The following is a 15,531-nucleotide window of genomic DNA, read 5'->3' on the forward strand; positions in this document are numbered from 1 at the left end:
ATCGGCAGGCGCCCTGAGGCGGATCGTATCCCCCTGCAACGATCCATGGGGCGCTCCGTTGACAGCTCATGCGCCGCCTTCGGCGGTCGCGGCGGCCCGTGCAGGCCGTGTGCGATGCCCAGGCCGGCTCGATCCCCACGCTTCGCTCGCCCTCGTTTGGAGACCCGCATGAGCATCGCCTCGGCCCTCGGTCTGACCTCCGGCAAAAAGGTCCGCTACGCCTTCGTCGCTCTTGGTGACATCACCCAGGAAGCCATGCTGCCCGGCGTGGCCCACACGGGCAATTCCGAGGTGGTGGCCTTCGTCACCGGCGACCCCGAAAAGGCGTCCGGCGTCGGCAAGCAGTACGGCGTCACCGCTTCCTACACGTACGACCAGTTCGACGAACTCCTCGCCTCTGGGACCATCGACGCGATCTACCTCGCGACGCCGAACTGGCGCCATGCGGAGTTTGCGATCCCGGCCCTCAAAGCCGGTATCCATGTGCTCGCCGAGAAGCCCCTGGAAGTGTCTACGGAGAAGTGCCGCGCCATCCTCAACGTCGCCGAGACCTCGCCGGCCAAGCTGATGGTGGCGTACCGCCTGCATTTCGAGCCCGCCACCCTGGCGACCATCGATCTTATCCGCTCCGGCAAGCTCGGCGACCTCCTTACCTTCTCCTCGACCTTCACCCAGATGGTCTCGCCGGAGAACCACCGGGCCCGGAACGGCGTCGAGGCCGGCCCGATCTTCGACATGGGGCCGTATCCCGTGAACGCCGCCCGCTACGTCTTCGGCGACGAGCCGACGGAGGTGGTCTCGGCAGTGGGCGTCCGGCACCCGAATGCGGGCTTGGGCGATTTCGACGACACCGTGGCGGTCACCCTGCGCTTTCCCGGCAACCGCCTCGCACAATTCGTCCTGTCCTATTACGGCAACACCCTCGACACCTACGCGGTGGTCGGCACGAAGGGCAGCGTCGAGGTCAATCCCGCCTACATGTACGGCAAGCCCCTGGAACACACCGTGACTCTCGGCGAATCGAAGAGCCACGCAAGCTTCAAGAACACCGACCATTTCGGCGGGGAGCTGAAGTACTTCTCCGACTGCATCCTCGAGGATCGCGAGCCGGAGCCGGACGGCGAGGAGGGCTACGCCGACGTGCGGGTGCTGGAGGGCATCGTCCAGGCCCTGAAGACCGGCGGCCCCGTGGCCCTCGAACCGTTCACCCGCACCAAGCGCATCGATACGAAGGCACAGGAAGAGACCTTGCGCGCCCAGAAATCACCGGCGCTCGTCAACACCTCGAACCCGGGCAAGGGCAAGGACAAAGTCCCGAAGAACTGACCGCCCCCCGCAGACCCCGATGATGACTCTGGAACGCGATTCGGCCATGCACAAGGGAACGAGCGGCGACCTGGACCGCGCGGATGAATCAGGGCGGAGTTCCGGCGCTGAGGTTCCGATCCAGGACTACGCCGCCCTCGGCGACGGCCGGTCCGTGGTCCTCGTGGCGCCGGACGGGACCGTCGCGTGGTGGTGCGTGCCCGAGATGGACTCGCCGCCGCTGTTCGACAGCCTGCTCGACCCGGAGGCCGGGGGCTACTTCCAGATCACTCCCGAGGGCGCGACCCGCGTCGCACGGCATTACCGCCAGGACAGCAACGTACTGGAGACGGTGTTCGCCTCCGACACGGGCCGGGCGCGGCTCACCGAGTCGCTCAACAGTTCCACGGCCGGACGCCTGCCCTGGTGCGAGCTCGCCCGCCGCATCGAGGTGCTCTCAGGCACGATGACCTTCCGCATCCGCGCGGTGTTCGGCACCCGCGGCGACACCGCCTCGCCCTGGCTGCAGCCGACCCCCAACGGCTGCGTGTTCCATGTCGGCCCGGTCCTCGGCCTGTTCCGGTGCAGCGACAACGTCACGATCACCGAGGAGGCGGATCGCACCATCGCGGCGACCGTGACCCTGACGGCGGGCGAGCGCGCCACGGTGGCGCTGCTCGCCGGCGAGGACGAGCCCCTGAGCGTGCCGGCGATGGACGAGATCGACCGGCGCATCGACATCAGCGACGGTGCCTGGCGGGCCTGGGCCGAGAGCCTGCGCTACGCGGGTCCGTACCGCGACGCGGTCCGGCGCAGCGCGCTCGCGCTCAAGCTGCTGCTGTACTCGCCGAGCGGCGCCATCGCGGCGGCGGCCACCACGTCGCTGCCCGAGCGCATCGGCGGCCCGAAGAACTACGATTACCGCTACGCCTGGATCCGCGATGCCGGCTACGCGGTGAACGCCTTCCTGCGGGTGGGCGCGATGCCGGAGGCCAAGGCGGCGTTCTCGTGGCTGATGAACCGCCTCGACCGGCACGGCCCGCAGGTTCTCTACACCCTGTGCGGAGATGTCGGCCCCGAGGAACAGACCCTCGACCTGCCCGGCTATCGCGGCTCCCGTCCGGTACGGGTCGGCAACGGCGCCGCGCTCCAGCACCAGCACGGGATCTACGGCGACATCTTCGAGACTGCGGCCCTGTTCGTCGCCGACGGCAACATCCTCGATCAGCGCAGCGCCATGGTTCTGTCCGGGCTCGCCGACCAGAGCGCCGACCGCTGGCGGCAGAAGGATGCGGGCATCTGGGAACTGCACGAGCCGCAGCACTACACCATGTCGAAGATCAGCGCCTGGCAGGGGCTGGCGCGCGCCGTCGAGCTCGCCGAGGCCGGGCACCTCCCCTCGACCTGCGTGCCGCGCTGGAAGCGCGAGCGCAACCGCATCGCCGCCTGGGTCGAGGCGCATTGCTGGTCGGAGACGCGGGGCGCCTACACGTTCTATCCCGGAACCGAGCGCCTCGACGCCTCCATCGCTCTGGCCGTGCGCTTCGGCTTCGACGGGCGCGACCGGCTGTCGGCCACCCTCGACGCCGTGCGGGCGGAACTCGGGCATGGCCCGTTCCTCTACCGCTACTCCGGGGCGGAGCGGGAGGAGGGGGCGTTCCTCGCGTGCTCGTTCTGGGTGGCGGAGGCCCTGGCCGAACTCGGGCGCCAGGACGAGGCCGAAGCCGCCTTCGCGGCCGTCCTGGGGGCCCTGCCGCCCGGCGTCGGCATCCTGAGTGAGATGGTCGACCCGGTGACGGGGGACGGCCTCGGCAACACGCCCCAGGGCCTGAGCCATCTCGCCCTGATCCACGCCGCCTGCACCCTCGGGGGCGACCGGGCGGACCCGGTCCGGTTCCGCCTGTGAGGCATCCGGATGTAGGACAAATTCACTTAGACATAGGTTAAAGCAGGCAAGCGAGGCTTTATCGATCCGCGGCGTCGAACAACGCAGCAATCAAAACACGTTGGAGAAGGCCGTTTATTGCCCGGAACGTTCGCGGACCGATGCGGTTGATGGAGGAAACCAAGGGAGATTCCTCATGTCGGCACCCAGCAGCTTGAAAGACGTCTATCTCGACGAATTGAAGGACAGCTGGTCGGCGAACGACCAGATGGTCCGCGTCGTCCAGCAGCTCAGCCAGAAGGCCAGCGACGGGACGCTGAAGCAGATGCTGGACGGGTCGGTCGACGGCATCAACAAGCACACGGGCATTCTCAAAGCGCTCATCGAGCAATGCGGCGGAACCGTCGAGCCCGAGCATTGCAAGGGCATGGAGGGTCTGGTCAGCGAGGCGCGTAAGCACGCCGGCGAAGAGGCGCCGCAGGACGGCAAGCTGCGCGATATCGTGATCATCGCGCAGTATCAGCGCATGGCCCATTACGGCCTCGCGGGTTTCGGGTCCGCCGCCGCCTACGCCAAGGCGCTGGGCAAGTCCGACGACGAGGCCAAGCTCAAGCAGGCCGTTTCGGAGATCTACAAGGGCGACGCCTTCGCGAGCCACCTTGCCGAGAGCTTGCAGGGGGTCGCGACCGCCTGACGATCGCCGTCGCGGTCGCCCGGGGTCATACGTCACGAATGGGGTCGGGCCCGACGCCCGGCCCTTCCGGCGTTCGGCCCCTGCCGTGTCGGTCACGGGCGAAAGCCGGGAACACACCCGAGCGTCGCGGCTTGGTCTCTGCATTTCAGCGGGAGAGAGCACCATGAGCCCAGGCGAGACCCACGACGCGTCCGAGACGAAGTCGGACCAGACGCAGCCCACCCCCCAGCAGCCCCCCAAGGGCGAGCCGCATCCGGCGATCCCGCAGGAGGACGATCCGGAGATCGAGAAGACCGAAGAACAGCCGAGCTGACGCCCCCCGCCCGAAAGACGAGGCAGAGTTCATGAACAGTGCACCGGACGGTTCGGTGATCCGGCGTGAATCACCGCGCCCGGATCTTCTGGCTTTCGAGATCAAGGACCGGATCACAAAGGCGGATATCGAGTGGATGTCGGCCGTCACCGACGAGGCCATGAAGAGCCTCGACACCATCGACATGCTGATCGTGATGTCGAACTACGAGGGCTCCGACCTCGGCGCGACCTTCGACGGCTACGCGGCGAGCGTGAAGGCGCGCTCGCTGGCGCACATCCGGCGCTACGTCGTCGTGGGTGCGCCGGCTTTCGCAAAGGCGATGATCGACCTGTCAGGCTTCGTCATGCCGGTGGAGACGAAAACCTTCGATCTCGCGGACGAGGGGGCGGCTTGGGCCTGGCTCGCGAACGCGCCGACGACCAAGGCGTAGACGCTGCCCCTCAGACCCGTCCGGTGCGCGTCGGACCGCGCATCGGATGGGATTTTAGCGAGCGGCGGTCGCCTCGGCATCCGCCACGATCTGAATGGTGCGCGCGGCGTTGAGGGGCTTTGCCACGACCACGAGGTTCGGCGTGGTGGTGAGGTCGCTGACACGACGCACCTTCTGGGTGTCGCGGGCCTGCTCGCGGAAGAGCGGCGGGGTCAGGTACGTCGCCTCGCCGGCAACGGCGGCGCCCGACACGAAAGCGGCCGACACGAGGGTGGCGAGGGTGAGGGCGTTCATGGCGCGCATGGGAAAATCTCCGTTTGGGCAGCTCGATGCCGCCCGATGGAGTGATTAAACCACGCTTTTGTGCGGTGCGGCATGCTGTTTTTGCAGCGCACTATAGCGCCGAGCCGGGGTCGCGGATCAACTATAGCGCCGATCCTATATTGCAGAGCACAGGAGAGATTGGTTCGAGCCATGCTCCCCGCGCATTCCCCAGGTTTTCGTTGATTTCCAATGCAAAAATAACTTGGTCGAGGCGAAAGTTTTTCTTCTCAGAGGCGGCAAATCCCAGACTCCGGTAACCCGATCGGCATTTTCGGGCCGGTCGACCGGACCGACGGGTCGGGCCACTGGCACGCGTCTCCACCATCGCCGGTCGCGGCGACGTCTGCCCCGGGAGGCACGCTGCGATGGTCCGATCGGCCACGCTCGGTCCGCACGGCCCCGTGGGTGGTCCTCCTCGGACCTTGGCCGCACGCCATCCGGGAGTCGCGGGCCATCCCCACCCGCATGGCTACCAAGGTTCATCACTGAAACCGCACCGCACGCAATCATGTGGCGAGTCAAACCCATAGATCACAACTAAAACGCAGTATCGGTTCGCTGTATTGTTCGCCTCGACGTGCGATGAAGTTTGCATCAATTAGGATTAAAAATTAGGCATTTCATCGTGCACAAACACGACGTTTACATTCGTAATGCAGTCAGAGCGGGACTTCTTCTTCTGGGTTGCTCCGATGCTCGGTTCCGTTCTCTCGTCCCTCCGCGGCCGAATTCTCCTCGTCGCCCTGGCGCCGTGCCTCGCCTTCGCCGTGGTGGCGAGCATTGCGCTCTCCGGGCGAATCGAAGAGCGCGGCCGTATGGTCGAGGTGGAGCGCCTTCTCGGCCTCGCGGGTCATGTCGGCGGTTTCGTGCACGAGGCCCAGCGCGAACGCGGCGCCTCCAGCCTGTATCTCGGATCGAAGGGTACCCGGTTCCGCGCCGAACTCGACGCCCAGCGCGGCCGCACGGATGCAAGCCGCGAGCGTCTCATGACGAGCTACGCCTCGATGGAGACGGGCGCCGCCGGCGGACTCGCCCTAAGGGGCAGAACCCTCGCCACCGCCCTTGAGGGTCTCGCCGCGCACCGTCAGGCGGTGGACACCCTCGCCCGCAGCCCGGCCCAGAACCTCGCGGCCTACACTGATCTCATCGGCAAGGCCCTCGACCTCGTTCGGGACATGTCCCAGGTCGCGGACGACGCCGCCCTGAGCGCACGGGTCTCGGCCTACTCGTCGTTCCTGTCCCTCAAGGAACTCGCCGGCCAGGAGCGTGCGACCGGGGCCGCCGTCATCGGCAGCGGCCAGCTCGATCTGCCGGGGTTCTCAAGGCTGACGGCCCTCGGCGCCGGTCAGGCGATCCACGAAACCCTGTTCCGCCTCGCCGCCGATCGCGTGCAGGCCGAACTCCTCGACGCCGTCGCCACGAGCCCGGCGGCCCGGGAGGTCGAGCGCCAGCGCGCGATCGTCCTGGCGACGATCCCGGGCCAACCCCTCGGCATCACCGATGCACCGGGCTGGTTCACCGCCGCGACCCAGCGCATCGACGCGCTCAAGGGGATCGAGGATCGACTCGTCGACGATCTCGGGCGCGCCGCGGCAGCGGCACGTTCGGGCGTGGAGCGTAGCGCCGTCCTGTGGTTGAGCGCCAGCGTGGCGACCCTCGCCCTGTCCTGCCTCGTCGCCTTCGGCTTCGGCACCGCCATTGCCCGTCCGCTCACCCGGATCGCCGATGCCCTGTCGGCCATCGGGCGCGGCGCGGATGCCGGCCCGCTTCCCACGAAAGGCCCCCGCGAGGTCCTGGCCATCGCTCGCGCGGCCGCCGAGTTCCGCGACAGCCTGAGCGAGGGCCGGCGCATCCGTGCGGAGTCCGAGCAGTTGACGCACGCTTCGGCGGCCGAGCGGCGCCAGGCGATGCTCGCCCTCGCCGACGGGTTCGAGGCGCGGGCCGGCGGCATCGTCGAAGCGGTCTCGGCGGCCTCGGCCCAGCTCGAAGGCGCGGCCTACGCCCTGTCGCAGGCGGCCAACGATACCTCGACCTTGAGCGGCGCCGTCGCCAGCACCTCGCGGAATGCGGCACTCAGCGCCGATACGGTTGCGGCGGCGACGGAGGAACTCAGCGCCTCCGTGCGCGAGATCGGCACTCGCGTCGAGACCTCCGCCACGGTGGCGGCCCAGGCCGAGCGCGACACCGCCCGCATGGGCGAGGACGTGCGCCGCCTCGCGGCGGCGGCCGGCAGCATCGGCGAAATCGTCGGGCTCATCTCCAGCATCGCCGGCCAGACCAACCTGCTCGCCCTCAACGCCACCATCGAGGCCGCGCGGGCCGGCGACGCCGGCCGAGGTTTCGCGGTGGTCGCCGCCGAGGTGAAGGAACTCGCCAACCAGACCACCCGGGCGACCGAGGAGATCGCCGCCAAGGTCCAGGAGATCACCGCCTCCACCTCGGCGTCCGTCGAGACCATCGGGGGCATCGCCACGGTGATCCAACGCCTCAGCATCCTGTCGCAGGACATCGCCGCGGCGGTCCAGCAGCAGGACGCGGCCACCCAGGAGATCGCCCGCACCACGATCCTCACCTCGGACGGCACCCGCCAGGTCTCGACCCACATCGCCGGCGTCAGCCAGGCGGCGGAGTCCGCCCGCACCGGTTCGGACCAGGTGCTGACCGCGGCCAGCGACCTAGCCCGCCAGGCCACGAGCCTGCGCGCCGAGGTCGACGGGTTTCTCGCCACCGTGCGGGCGGCGTGAACCGATCGGGAATGATACGCTTTCCGCTTGATCAGTTCGGCAGGGTGGTGAAACGCGGGTCCCCTTTCCTGGAAGGAGAGGGAGCACCGACGCGACCGTTCGATCCGAGATGATCAACCGGAGGCGGTATGAGACCCCGTGCCGAGAATTGGCTGCTCGGGAGCTCTCGATCGACGTCCCGATCCTTCGATATCCCAGATCGGGGGCCTTCGGCACGTCGAGGGCCGAGACCCAGGGTCGGGTCTCAGGTCCGCGTCAAGGGGCCTGGAAGACTTCTTCGACCCATCCTGTGCGGAGCCAGGCCGGCATGCGGGCGTGGCAGCGGAACCCACGGTCGCGGGCGAGGTCCGCGACGACATTCTGGCGGTGGTCGCCGTTCTGGACGGCGGATTCCTGATTGATGCTGAGGAACAGGCCGCCGGGGCGGATACGGTCGAGGTAGCGTCCGGCATCCGCCGGCGCCATCTCGGGCATGCTGTCGATGTTGATCACCACATCCCAATCGGCAAACCGGTCTGCGCCTCCCGCGTAGGCGTTTACCAGGGCGATACCGGGCTCGGTTCGGTGGCCGAAGCCGACCGCGTCCGCTCCGAACGCGGTGACGAGCAGGATGTATTGCGGCACGAGGACCGGCGGCAGGTCGATGATGGCGAACCGCTCGCAGCCCATCCGCCGGGCGTAATAGGCGAGGTGGCCCGAGCCGCCACCGATCTCGAGGAGTGCGGGAGACCGAATCCCGAAATCGCGGGCGATCCGGTGGGCGCGCAAAGCCCCATAGATCCCGTCGAAGTGCCGATCGGAAAACGTGCCCTTGGCGAGTTGGACGCCGAACAGTTCGCCGGCCTGGCGGGGCGGGGTCAGGTCGCTCCCGATCCGATCCTCGATGGCTGCGAACAGGGCATCGAGTCCGTCGAGGACGAACTGCGTCTGGCCGTGCTCACGGCTCTGGACCCGCCCGGCACCGACGGCCTCCGAGAGGCGTACGAGCCGGTCGAGGATGATCCGTCCGACATGAAGGCGCGCCGCCGGATTGGACGTGAGGGATTCGTGGACCATGTGGCCCTGGAGGAAACCATGGGTCAGGGGCGTCGCGTAGAGCCGTTCCTCCACACGCGCCGCACGCACCGGGTCGTCGCCGGCGAGGTCGGCGAGACTCTCGCCGTAGAGTTCGGCATAGTCGCTCCAGAGCGAGGCATCGAGTCGTGCGGCCGGTGCCAAGCTCCGAACGTACGCCCGAAGTCGCGCCTGCGGACCCGGATCGAGGCCGACACCGGTGCCGAATCCGAAGAGCTCGTCGCACAATCCCGTCCAATCGGGACGCCGGGAAAACGGATGCGACACGCGGGGGCTACTCCTGTTGCCCCGTTCTACAACCCCAGAGCAGAACGGCCAAGCCTTGGCGGTCGAGCCTCGGGGGCCACGTCGTGATGGCCGCTCCGATCCGCTCGAGGGGACGGGCTGATCCGAGAGAGGCCGAACCATCTCACAGAGGCCAGGTCACCTCACAAAGGCCAAGTCACTTCATAGAGGCCAAGTCACTTCATAGAGGCCAAATCATCCGGTCCTCGGCCGCGTGACCGCCGATGCTCAAGGCCGGACGCGTCGCACCGGGCTGGCGCAGGGGGTGGTCGAGGACGTGGAGGCCGTACATCTGTTCGAGCCAGGGCTCGTCGACGAAGGGCCGCCGGTAGCGCAGGGTGCGTAAGGTATCGATCTTTCGCGATGCCGAGGCGCCCTGGTTGAACTCGTCGATGGCGAGCAATTGCCCGCACCAGCGGTTGCGGAACAGGCTGCCGATGCGGGCCGGGCCGCCGATGGTGTCGTCGAAATAGGCCGGCACCACGGGGAGCAGGCAATCGGCCTTCGCCCCCGAGAACAAGGTCAGGCAATCGACGCTGGAGCGGTAGATGTCGACATCGACGCTGACGAAGCCCACCGGCATGGCGGGCGTCAGCCCCGCGATGAAGCCCGGCAGGGTCTCGGCGATGTCGCCCCACACCATTTTGGCGTGCTCCGACAGCGCCTCGGGGTCGCGGGTCGGGAAGTCGCCCGCCTGCCAGATCTCGGGATGGTCGCGCACATCGACGAGCGGCGGTAGGCCCGCCCCGGTGTCGAAGCCGTAGATCGTGAAGCGCACGCCCGTCACCGCCGTGACCTTCGCGGCAAGCTCCGACAGCGCGCGTAGACCCGCCCCTTCGGCGACGCCGAACTCGATGGCGGCGACGTGGTCGATGCCGGAAAAGCGCGCGACGTCGGCCGCCGTCAGCAGGCCGAACAGGTAGAACGGCCGCGCCTCGACGTCGTAGCGCGCCCGCTCGCGCAGGTCCGTGGAGGCGGCGGCGCGGGCGCGCTCGGCGAGCAAAAACTCCGGATAGCGTCCGTTGAGCGGTGGAAGGGCCTCAGACAGGAGACTTCTCCTCGTGCGACTGCCACTGCACCGTGCGGGGCGTGGCGTCGCCCTCTTCGGCATGGCGCGAATAGTAGAAGAACGCCAGGGACTTGCGCGTCCGCCCCTCGGGGCAGGCCAGCGGCTCGGGGTGACCGTGATGCGAGGTCGACAGGGTGCTGAACACTGCGAGCCGGTTGAAGTGCGGCATCACCCGCGCTTCACACTTCGTGGCGTCGCGGTTCCAGAGCTGGAGGTCGCCGCCCCAGGACTCGTCCCAGTCCTTGTTGAGGTAGAGGATCGCGTTGAGCTTCCGGTAGAGCCCGAACGGCTCGATCATGTTGAAGTCCGCGTGCACCCGGAGTTTCCCGCCCGGCAGGATCTGGTGCATGCCGCCGCCGTTGAGGCACGGGTCGGAGATGAGGTCCTTCAGGCCCGTCAGCGTCTCCAGGAAGTGCAGGAACGTGTAGGAATTGAACGCGTAGCACATGTTGTGGATGAGCGGCGGTGCGCCCTCCATCCGCGAAGCGTGGCGCACCCCGAGCTTCTTCGGCTGATTGACCGTATCGCCCGCCTTCCAGTCGAACCACACCGGATCATCGACCCCCGGATAGGCGGCGTGGATGCGCTCGGCCACGTCGGCGGGCAGGAAGTCGTCGATCACCACGTGCGGGAACGGGTGCGCGCCGTTGTAGCCGGGCGCGTAATGCGCCGCCTTCTCCTGGAGGAACGCGTCCTCGAACTTGAAGAAGGGCTCGCCCACAGGGGGGAGGGGAGCCGGGGCCGCTCGCTTGAAGAGGTTCAGCATCGACGCGATGTCTCGAAAGGGTGGGGCAAGCGATGTCGGTCCGCGCCGTGGCGGAATCGTGACGCTCACAACAGGGAGGCGATGAGCGCCTTCTGGCGCGGCAGGCAATGGCCGTGGAGGTCGTAGCGCTCGAGGATGGTGCGGCGCGCCTCCAGCCGGATGGCGTCGTAGTCGCGCGGGCGCTCCAGCACGGCGCGGACCCGCTCGGCGAGCGCGTGGGCGTCGTGGAAATCGACGAGCAGGCCGTTGTGGCCGTCGACGATCACCTCCTCCACCGGGGGCGTGCGCGAGCCGATCACCAGGCACTCGGCCGCCATGGCCTCCAGCATCGACCAGGACAGGAAGTACGGGTACGTCAGATAGATGTGCGCCGAACTCACGTAGAGCACGTCGAGGAAGGTGGTGTAGGGCACCCGCCCGAGGAAGTGGACGCGGGTCGCATCGATCTCCAGCTCGGCGAGCAGGCGCTGCCGGTGGGTCTCGCCGTTGGGCAGCGGGTTGCCGTAGGCCGGCTCGTCGGCCCCGATGATCACGAAATGCGCCTTCGGCCGGGTCTTGCACAGCTCGGCGATGGCCCGGATGGCGGTGGGGAAGCCGCGCAGGGGCTCCAACCCGCGCCCGACATAGGTCACCACCTCGTCGGCGCTCGTCAGCACGCGCCCGTCCGGGAGGGTGAGCTTGCCCCGGGCCGGGCGGCGGATCGACACCGTGTCGATGCCGTCGTGGATCACGTTGAGCTTCTTCTGGATCGAGGCCGGATAGCTTGCGTACTGATAGTGCATCGGCGTCAGGCCGGCGTCGCACAGCTCGGCCGACATCACGTTGGCGGTGTTCTTCATCCGGAACACGAACGGCGCGTCGCGGTCCACGGGCTCGGTCGGTTCGAAGTCGGCGAGCGGCTTCGCGCGAAGATACCACTCGAAATAGCCGAGCACCGGCACCTTCGGGTAGAGGTCCTTGACGTACAGGAGCTCGCCCCAGCCCACGTGGCCGATGATGAGGTCCGGCACCACCTTGAGCTCGGTCTGGAGGTGGAGGAGCGCCTTCGTCACTTGTCGCGCGTAGGTGAACTGCGCCATCACCGGCATCTCGTTCTTGACGTCGATCTGGTACTGGACCCGCTTCGTCCCCATCGATTCGCCCCCACCGGCGGTGATGAAGTAGACGTCGTTCCCCGCCGCCGCCATCGCGGGGGCGAGGTTGCGGAACTGCGCCGGGATGTTCTGATGCACGAAGGCGATCACGGGCTTTTTCGACACGCGCGGAACTTTCAGCGGCTCAACAATCGACGCGCCCTATAGCGCACCGCCACATTCTCGGCCATTGCGCCCTGTAGCGACGGGGACCGAACGAGGGACCGAGGACCGATGCAACACCTGTTTTCGCGTTTCCTCGCGAAACCCGCGGCGAAGTCGGTCCCGGCCGAGGCCCCCGGAGTGGCCCCGCAGGCCGCCACCACCCTGCCGCCCCTCAACATCCGGTATTACACCGACTACCCCACCTGCAACCTCGCCTGCTCCTATTGCGTGGCCGGCCACGGCACCACGTTCCAGAAGCCGCCGACCTCGAAGTGGGACCCCGCGCGCTACCGCCGCGTCATGCACAACATCGCGCAGCTGCCCTATGCGGTGAACATCCGCATCGGGGTGGGCGGCGAGTTCTTCGTCTCCAAGGATCTGGTGGACGGCGCCCGCACCCTGTCGCAGAGCCCGAACCTCCACGCCCTCAACCTCATCACCAACCTCACCCTGTCGGTGCCGCAGTTCGAGAAGACCTTCCAGGGCTTCGACGAGGCGAAGATCGCCATGGTGGCGAGCTTCCACCCCGAGCAGATCAAGGACCACGAGGCGTGGTTCGACAAGGCGGCCGAGTTCAACCGCCGCTACGATTTCGCCGTCATCATGGTCGCCTTCCCCGAGGCCCTCGACGTGCTGGCCGACTACAAGGCCCGCCTCAACGCCCGCGGCGTCGACGTGTTCATCCAGCCCTTCGTCGGCCCCCACCAGGAGAAGTGGTACCCGCAGGCGTATTCGGACGCGGAGCGCGCACAGATCAAGGCGATGATCTACTCGCGGCACGATTACGAATACCTGCTCAACGCCAAGCGCCCCGGCGCGTGCAACGCCGGCTACCGGGCGATCTTCATCGACCCCATGGGCGTCGTCACCCCCTGCGGCATGGGCAAGTACCACGGCTCGCTCGGCAACCTCGCCGAATCACCCGAGATCACCCTGCGCAACGGGCCCGCACCCTGTCCGTTCTCCTCGTGCCAGTGCGATACGGAAAACGTGAACACCGTCGAGTTCCACACGCACTACGAGAAGAGCGGCGCCAACCAGCACCGCTACCGCTACCGCTTCGAGGACCTCGCGGCCCTCGACGAGCGCTACGACGAGTGGAAAATCCATTACTGAGAAAAAAACAAGCCGGCTCATGGGCTTGTTCGTTGCCTGAACGTCCCATTCAGGTGGAACTCTGTGATACTTCCACAACACGAATTTGAGGATTTCAGAGGCCTGTGCGGTTAACCCAAAATCCGGTTGCACCGCGCTCGGTTCTCTGAAAAAAGAGCCCAACCTTAAACGGAACACTCCTCACGAAGGGGTCCCCGCGGTGGGTGTCACGGTACTGGCAAGAATAGCCGGGCTGCGAAGCGAATTTCTGTAGAAGACCCCAGGAGAGCTTTATGGCTAGCTTCATTTTCGACGGCTCGGCGAGCATTACCGCTGCCAAGACCGATACTGTTGTCATCTCCGCCAACCCGGCTACCTTCACCAGCGTGTCCGAGTCCGGCGGCAATGTGGTGTTCAACTTCGGTGGTCGTCTTCTGACCGTCACGGGCACGACCTTCGGCGACAACACCACTCAGTACCCGAACATCAGCCTTCAGGGCGGCGGTACGTTTTCGACGGGTCAGGCAGGCCCCGGTGCGACTGCTGCCAATGCTCTGGTCATCGGTTCGACCGGTACGGTTGCTGCTAACGTTTCCCCGGCCGATGCGGCCCCGGGCGTCAAGGCCCTTTTCGGTGGCCTCGGTGTTTCTGACCCGAACGATGGCGCTGACACCTTCACCATCGGCAACAAGGGCAGCTTCCTTGTTTACGGAAACGCTGGTGCCGACACGATCCAGCAGACCGGCGCTTTCGATTCCACCAGCTTCGTTACTGTGTTCGGTGGCAAGGGTCAGGACGGCATCACTCTGAACGGTGGTGGCGGTACCAACACCAACGCTAAAATGGCGATCTATGGCGGTGAGAGCACCGACGTTATCTCCGTGACCAACACTGGCACGAACTCCAACACGACCATCTTCGGCGGCGTTGGCGCGGCTGATGCGGCTGACAGCGCCGATCAGATCACCTTCAACGGTGGTGGCCTGGTCAACATCTTCGGCAACGCTGGTAACGACACGATCTCGCTGGGCACCGCTGGTGGTGGTCTCGACTCGACCGCTGCTGTGACCATCCACGGCGGACGTGATGCCGACAGCATCTCGGTGAACGTTGCGAACGTGAAGGCCTCGGTTGTTGCCTACGGTGACGAGAACAACCTTGGCACTGCGAATGCCGACACGATCCGCGTATCTGGCAACGCTGGCACGACCGTGATCTTCGGTGGAACGGCTGCTGCTGACGCCGCTGATGGTAGCGACAACATCATCTATGCTGGTCAGGGCACGGCGACGATCTACGCTGCTGGCGGCGACGACACGGTGTTCCTCAACACCATCGGTGCCACGGCGGACTCGACCAGCACGGTGACCGCGTTCGGCGGAAACGGCAACGACACCTTCGTCGTCGCTAACACGTCAACGGCGACTGGCACTCAGACCATCACCCTCGGGGCTGGTGTGGATTCGGTTGTCATCGGTGGCTTTACCAACCCGGTGGCCCCCGTCGTTGCTGCCAACGGTGGCAACACTGATGTCACCTTCCAGGCCCTTTCTGCTGGCAACTCGGAGACTGTTTCCGGTTTGACCTTCACGGCCACCGAGAACCTGACGGACGTGCAGGTCGCCGCGAAGTTTGCGAACCTTGCCTCCGGATCGACCGCTGCGACGCTCAACACGGCTAACGCAGGCGTTGGTGGTATCTTCTCCGGCACGCTCGGCACCGCCACTGCTGCTAGCACGACGGCTGTCGTTACCTTCACGGGTGCCGTCGCTCAGTCCGCTGCTACGGCGGCCTACGCTGCCGTGTCGGGAACGGGTGTCACCATCACGGACTTCGTTGGTGTCGCTGGCGGCGATAAGCTGACGATCCAGAACGGCATCTCTGCTTCCGGTACGTTCAACATCGTCGACGCGTCATCTGCCACGACGCAGCAGGCTGCTCTCGATCTCGCCGTTCGGACTGGAACGACTGGTACTGTCTCCGCTGTTGTGTTCCAGGGCAATGCCTTCGTGGTTGTCCAGAACGATGGTAACAACGTGTTCAACGCGGGCACGGACCTTGCGATCAAGCTGACTGGCGTGACGGATCTCGCCGCTCTCTCGACTGCCACGACCATCGTCTAAGCTTTCGACGACAATCATTTAAGGGAGGGGTGGCTTAGGCCACCCCTTTTTTGCATGGAACGATGCCCCAGTCCTGACACAAGCTCATGTTCAGTGACAAACTATTGTTCAGCTGAGTCGGTG

General features: G+C 66.5%; 13 protein-coding genes. 8 read left to right on the forward strand and 5 right to left on the reverse strand.

Annotated features, from left to right (window positions below):
* Window positions 1–168 precede the first annotated feature (168 nt).
* The 5 genes from ASF25_RS03880 to ASF25_RS03895 all read left to right on the forward strand — a co-directional run bounded on the left by ASF25_RS03880 (window position 169) and on the right by ASF25_RS03895 (window position 4,630).
* Window positions 169–1,326 (forward strand): Gfo/Idh/MocA family oxidoreductase, encoded by a 1,158-nt coding sequence (locus ASF25_RS03880; RefSeq protein ID WP_056303372.1) that lies wholly within the window; start codon window positions 169–171, stop codon window positions 1,324–1,326.
* 22 nt (window positions 1,327–1,348) lie between these two features.
* Window positions 1,349–3,211, forward strand: a complete 1,863-nt coding sequence (locus ASF25_RS03885) for a glycoside hydrolase family 15 protein (RefSeq protein WP_244472890.1) — start codon at window positions 1,349–1,351, stop codon at window positions 3,209–3,211.
* A gap of 175 nt (window positions 3,212–3,386) precedes the next feature.
* Complete coding sequence (locus ASF25_RS03890; RefSeq protein ID WP_056174624.1) at window positions 3,387–3,884, forward strand: ferritin-like domain-containing protein; 498 nt, start codon at window positions 3,387–3,389, stop codon at window positions 3,882–3,884.
* Between the two features lie 163 nt (window positions 3,885–4,047).
* A complete protein-coding gene (locus tag ASF25_RS22530) occupies window positions 4,048–4,197 on the forward strand; it encodes a hypothetical protein (protein ID WP_156368854.1) in 150 nt (49 codons plus the stop codon).
* A 31-nt stretch (window positions 4,198–4,228) separates the two neighbouring features.
* Window positions 4,229–4,630, forward strand: a complete 402-nt coding sequence (locus ASF25_RS03895; protein ID WP_056303375.1) for an STAS/SEC14 domain-containing protein — start codon at window positions 4,229–4,231, stop codon at window positions 4,628–4,630.
* Between the two features lie 54 nt (window positions 4,631–4,684).
* Here ASF25_RS03895 and ASF25_RS03900 read toward each other — a convergent pair whose 3' ends face one another.
* The gene (locus ASF25_RS03900) at window positions 4,685–4,933 is read right to left on the reverse strand and encodes a hypothetical protein (protein ID WP_056303376.1); all 249 of its coding nucleotides are present in this window, start codon (window positions 4,931–4,933) and stop codon (window positions 4,685–4,687) included.
* A gap of 713 nt (window positions 4,934–5,646) precedes the next feature.
* Here ASF25_RS03900 and ASF25_RS03905 point away from each other — a divergent pair.
* Complete coding sequence (locus ASF25_RS03905; RefSeq protein ID WP_056303559.1) at window positions 5,647–7,698, forward strand: nitrate- and nitrite sensing domain-containing protein; 2,052 nt, start codon at window positions 5,647–5,649, stop codon at window positions 7,696–7,698.
* Window positions 7,699–7,953: 255 nt separating this feature from the next.
* On the opposite strand, the gene ASF25_RS03910 is transcribed toward ASF25_RS03905, so the two are convergent.
* The 4 genes from ASF25_RS03910 to ASF25_RS03925 all read right to left on the reverse strand — a co-directional run bounded on the left by ASF25_RS03910 (window position 7,954) and on the right by ASF25_RS03925 (window position 12,151).
* A complete protein-coding gene (locus ASF25_RS03910; RefSeq protein ID WP_156368855.1) occupies window positions 7,954–9,039 on the reverse strand; it encodes a hypothetical protein in 1,086 nt (361 codons plus the stop codon).
* Window positions 9,040–9,238: 199 nt separating this feature from the next.
* Complete coding sequence (locus tag ASF25_RS03915) at window positions 9,239–10,060, reverse strand: hypothetical protein (RefSeq protein WP_056303381.1); 822 nt, start codon at window positions 10,058–10,060, stop codon at window positions 9,239–9,241.
* Window positions 10,061–10,097: 37 nt separating this feature from the next.
* Window positions 10,098–10,892 (reverse strand): 2OG-Fe(II) oxygenase, encoded by a 795-nt coding sequence (locus tag ASF25_RS03920; protein ID WP_056303383.1) that lies wholly within the window; start codon window positions 10,890–10,892, stop codon window positions 10,098–10,100.
* A gap of 65 nt (window positions 10,893–10,957) precedes the next feature.
* Window positions 10,958–12,151, reverse strand: coding sequence for a glycosyltransferase (locus tag ASF25_RS03925; protein ID WP_156368856.1), 1,194 nt, complete (start codon window positions 12,149–12,151; stop codon window positions 10,958–10,960).
* A gap of 108 nt (window positions 12,152–12,259) precedes the next feature.
* On the opposite strand from ASF25_RS03925, the gene ASF25_RS03930 reads away from it, so the two are divergent.
* On the forward strand, window positions 12,260–13,306 hold the full coding sequence (locus ASF25_RS03930) for a radical SAM protein (RefSeq protein ID WP_056303385.1): 1,047 nt from the start codon (window positions 12,260–12,262) through the stop codon (window positions 13,304–13,306).
* 272 nt (window positions 13,307–13,578) lie between these two features.
* Window positions 13,579–15,408, forward strand: coding sequence for a hypothetical protein (locus tag ASF25_RS03935; protein ID WP_056303386.1), 1,830 nt, complete (start codon window positions 13,579–13,581; stop codon window positions 15,406–15,408).
* Window positions 15,409–15,531 lie beyond the last annotated feature (123 nt).

Source organism: Methylobacterium sp. Leaf100 (genome assembly GCF_001422845.1).
Classification (GTDB): domain Bacteria; phylum Pseudomonadota; class Alphaproteobacteria; order Rhizobiales; family Beijerinckiaceae; genus Methylobacterium.

What these genes read in the sequence shown, in the direction of transcription:
- ASF25_RS03880 (WP_056303372.1), top strand. Translation starts at nt 169, where the DNA reads ATGAGCATCGCCTCGGCCCTCGGTCTGACCTCCGGCAAAAAGGTCCGC.
- ASF25_RS03930 (WP_056303385.1), top strand. Translation starts at nt 12,260, where the DNA reads ATGCAACACCTGTTTTCGCGTTTCCTCGCGAAACCCGCGGCGAAGTCG.
- ASF25_RS03920 (WP_056303383.1), bottom strand. Translation starts at nt 10,892, where the DNA reads ATGCTGAACCTCTTCAAGCGAGCGGCCCCGGCTCCCCTCCCCCCTGTG.
- ASF25_RS03900 (WP_056303376.1), bottom strand. Translation starts at nt 4,933, where the DNA reads ATGCGCGCCATGAACGCCCTCACCCTCGCCACCCTCGTGTCGGCCGCT.
- ASF25_RS03935 (WP_056303386.1), top strand. Translation starts at nt 13,579, where the DNA reads ATGGCTAGCTTCATTTTCGACGGCTCGGCGAGCATTACCGCTGCCAAG.
- ASF25_RS03895 (WP_056303375.1), top strand. Translation starts at nt 4,229, where the DNA reads ATGAACAGTGCACCGGACGGTTCGGTGATCCGGCGTGAATCACCGCGC.
- ASF25_RS03890 (WP_056174624.1), top strand. Translation starts at nt 3,387, where the DNA reads ATGTCGGCACCCAGCAGCTTGAAAGACGTCTATCTCGACGAATTGAAG.
- ASF25_RS22530 (WP_156368854.1), top strand. Translation starts at nt 4,048, where the DNA reads ATGAGCCCAGGCGAGACCCACGACGCGTCCGAGACGAAGTCGGACCAG.
- ASF25_RS03905 (WP_056303559.1), top strand. Translation starts at nt 5,647, where the DNA reads ATGCTCGGTTCCGTTCTCTCGTCCCTCCGCGGCCGAATTCTCCTCGTC.
- ASF25_RS03885 (WP_244472890.1), top strand. Translation starts at nt 1,349, where the DNA reads ATGACTCTGGAACGCGATTCGGCCATGCACAAGGGAACGAGCGGCGAC.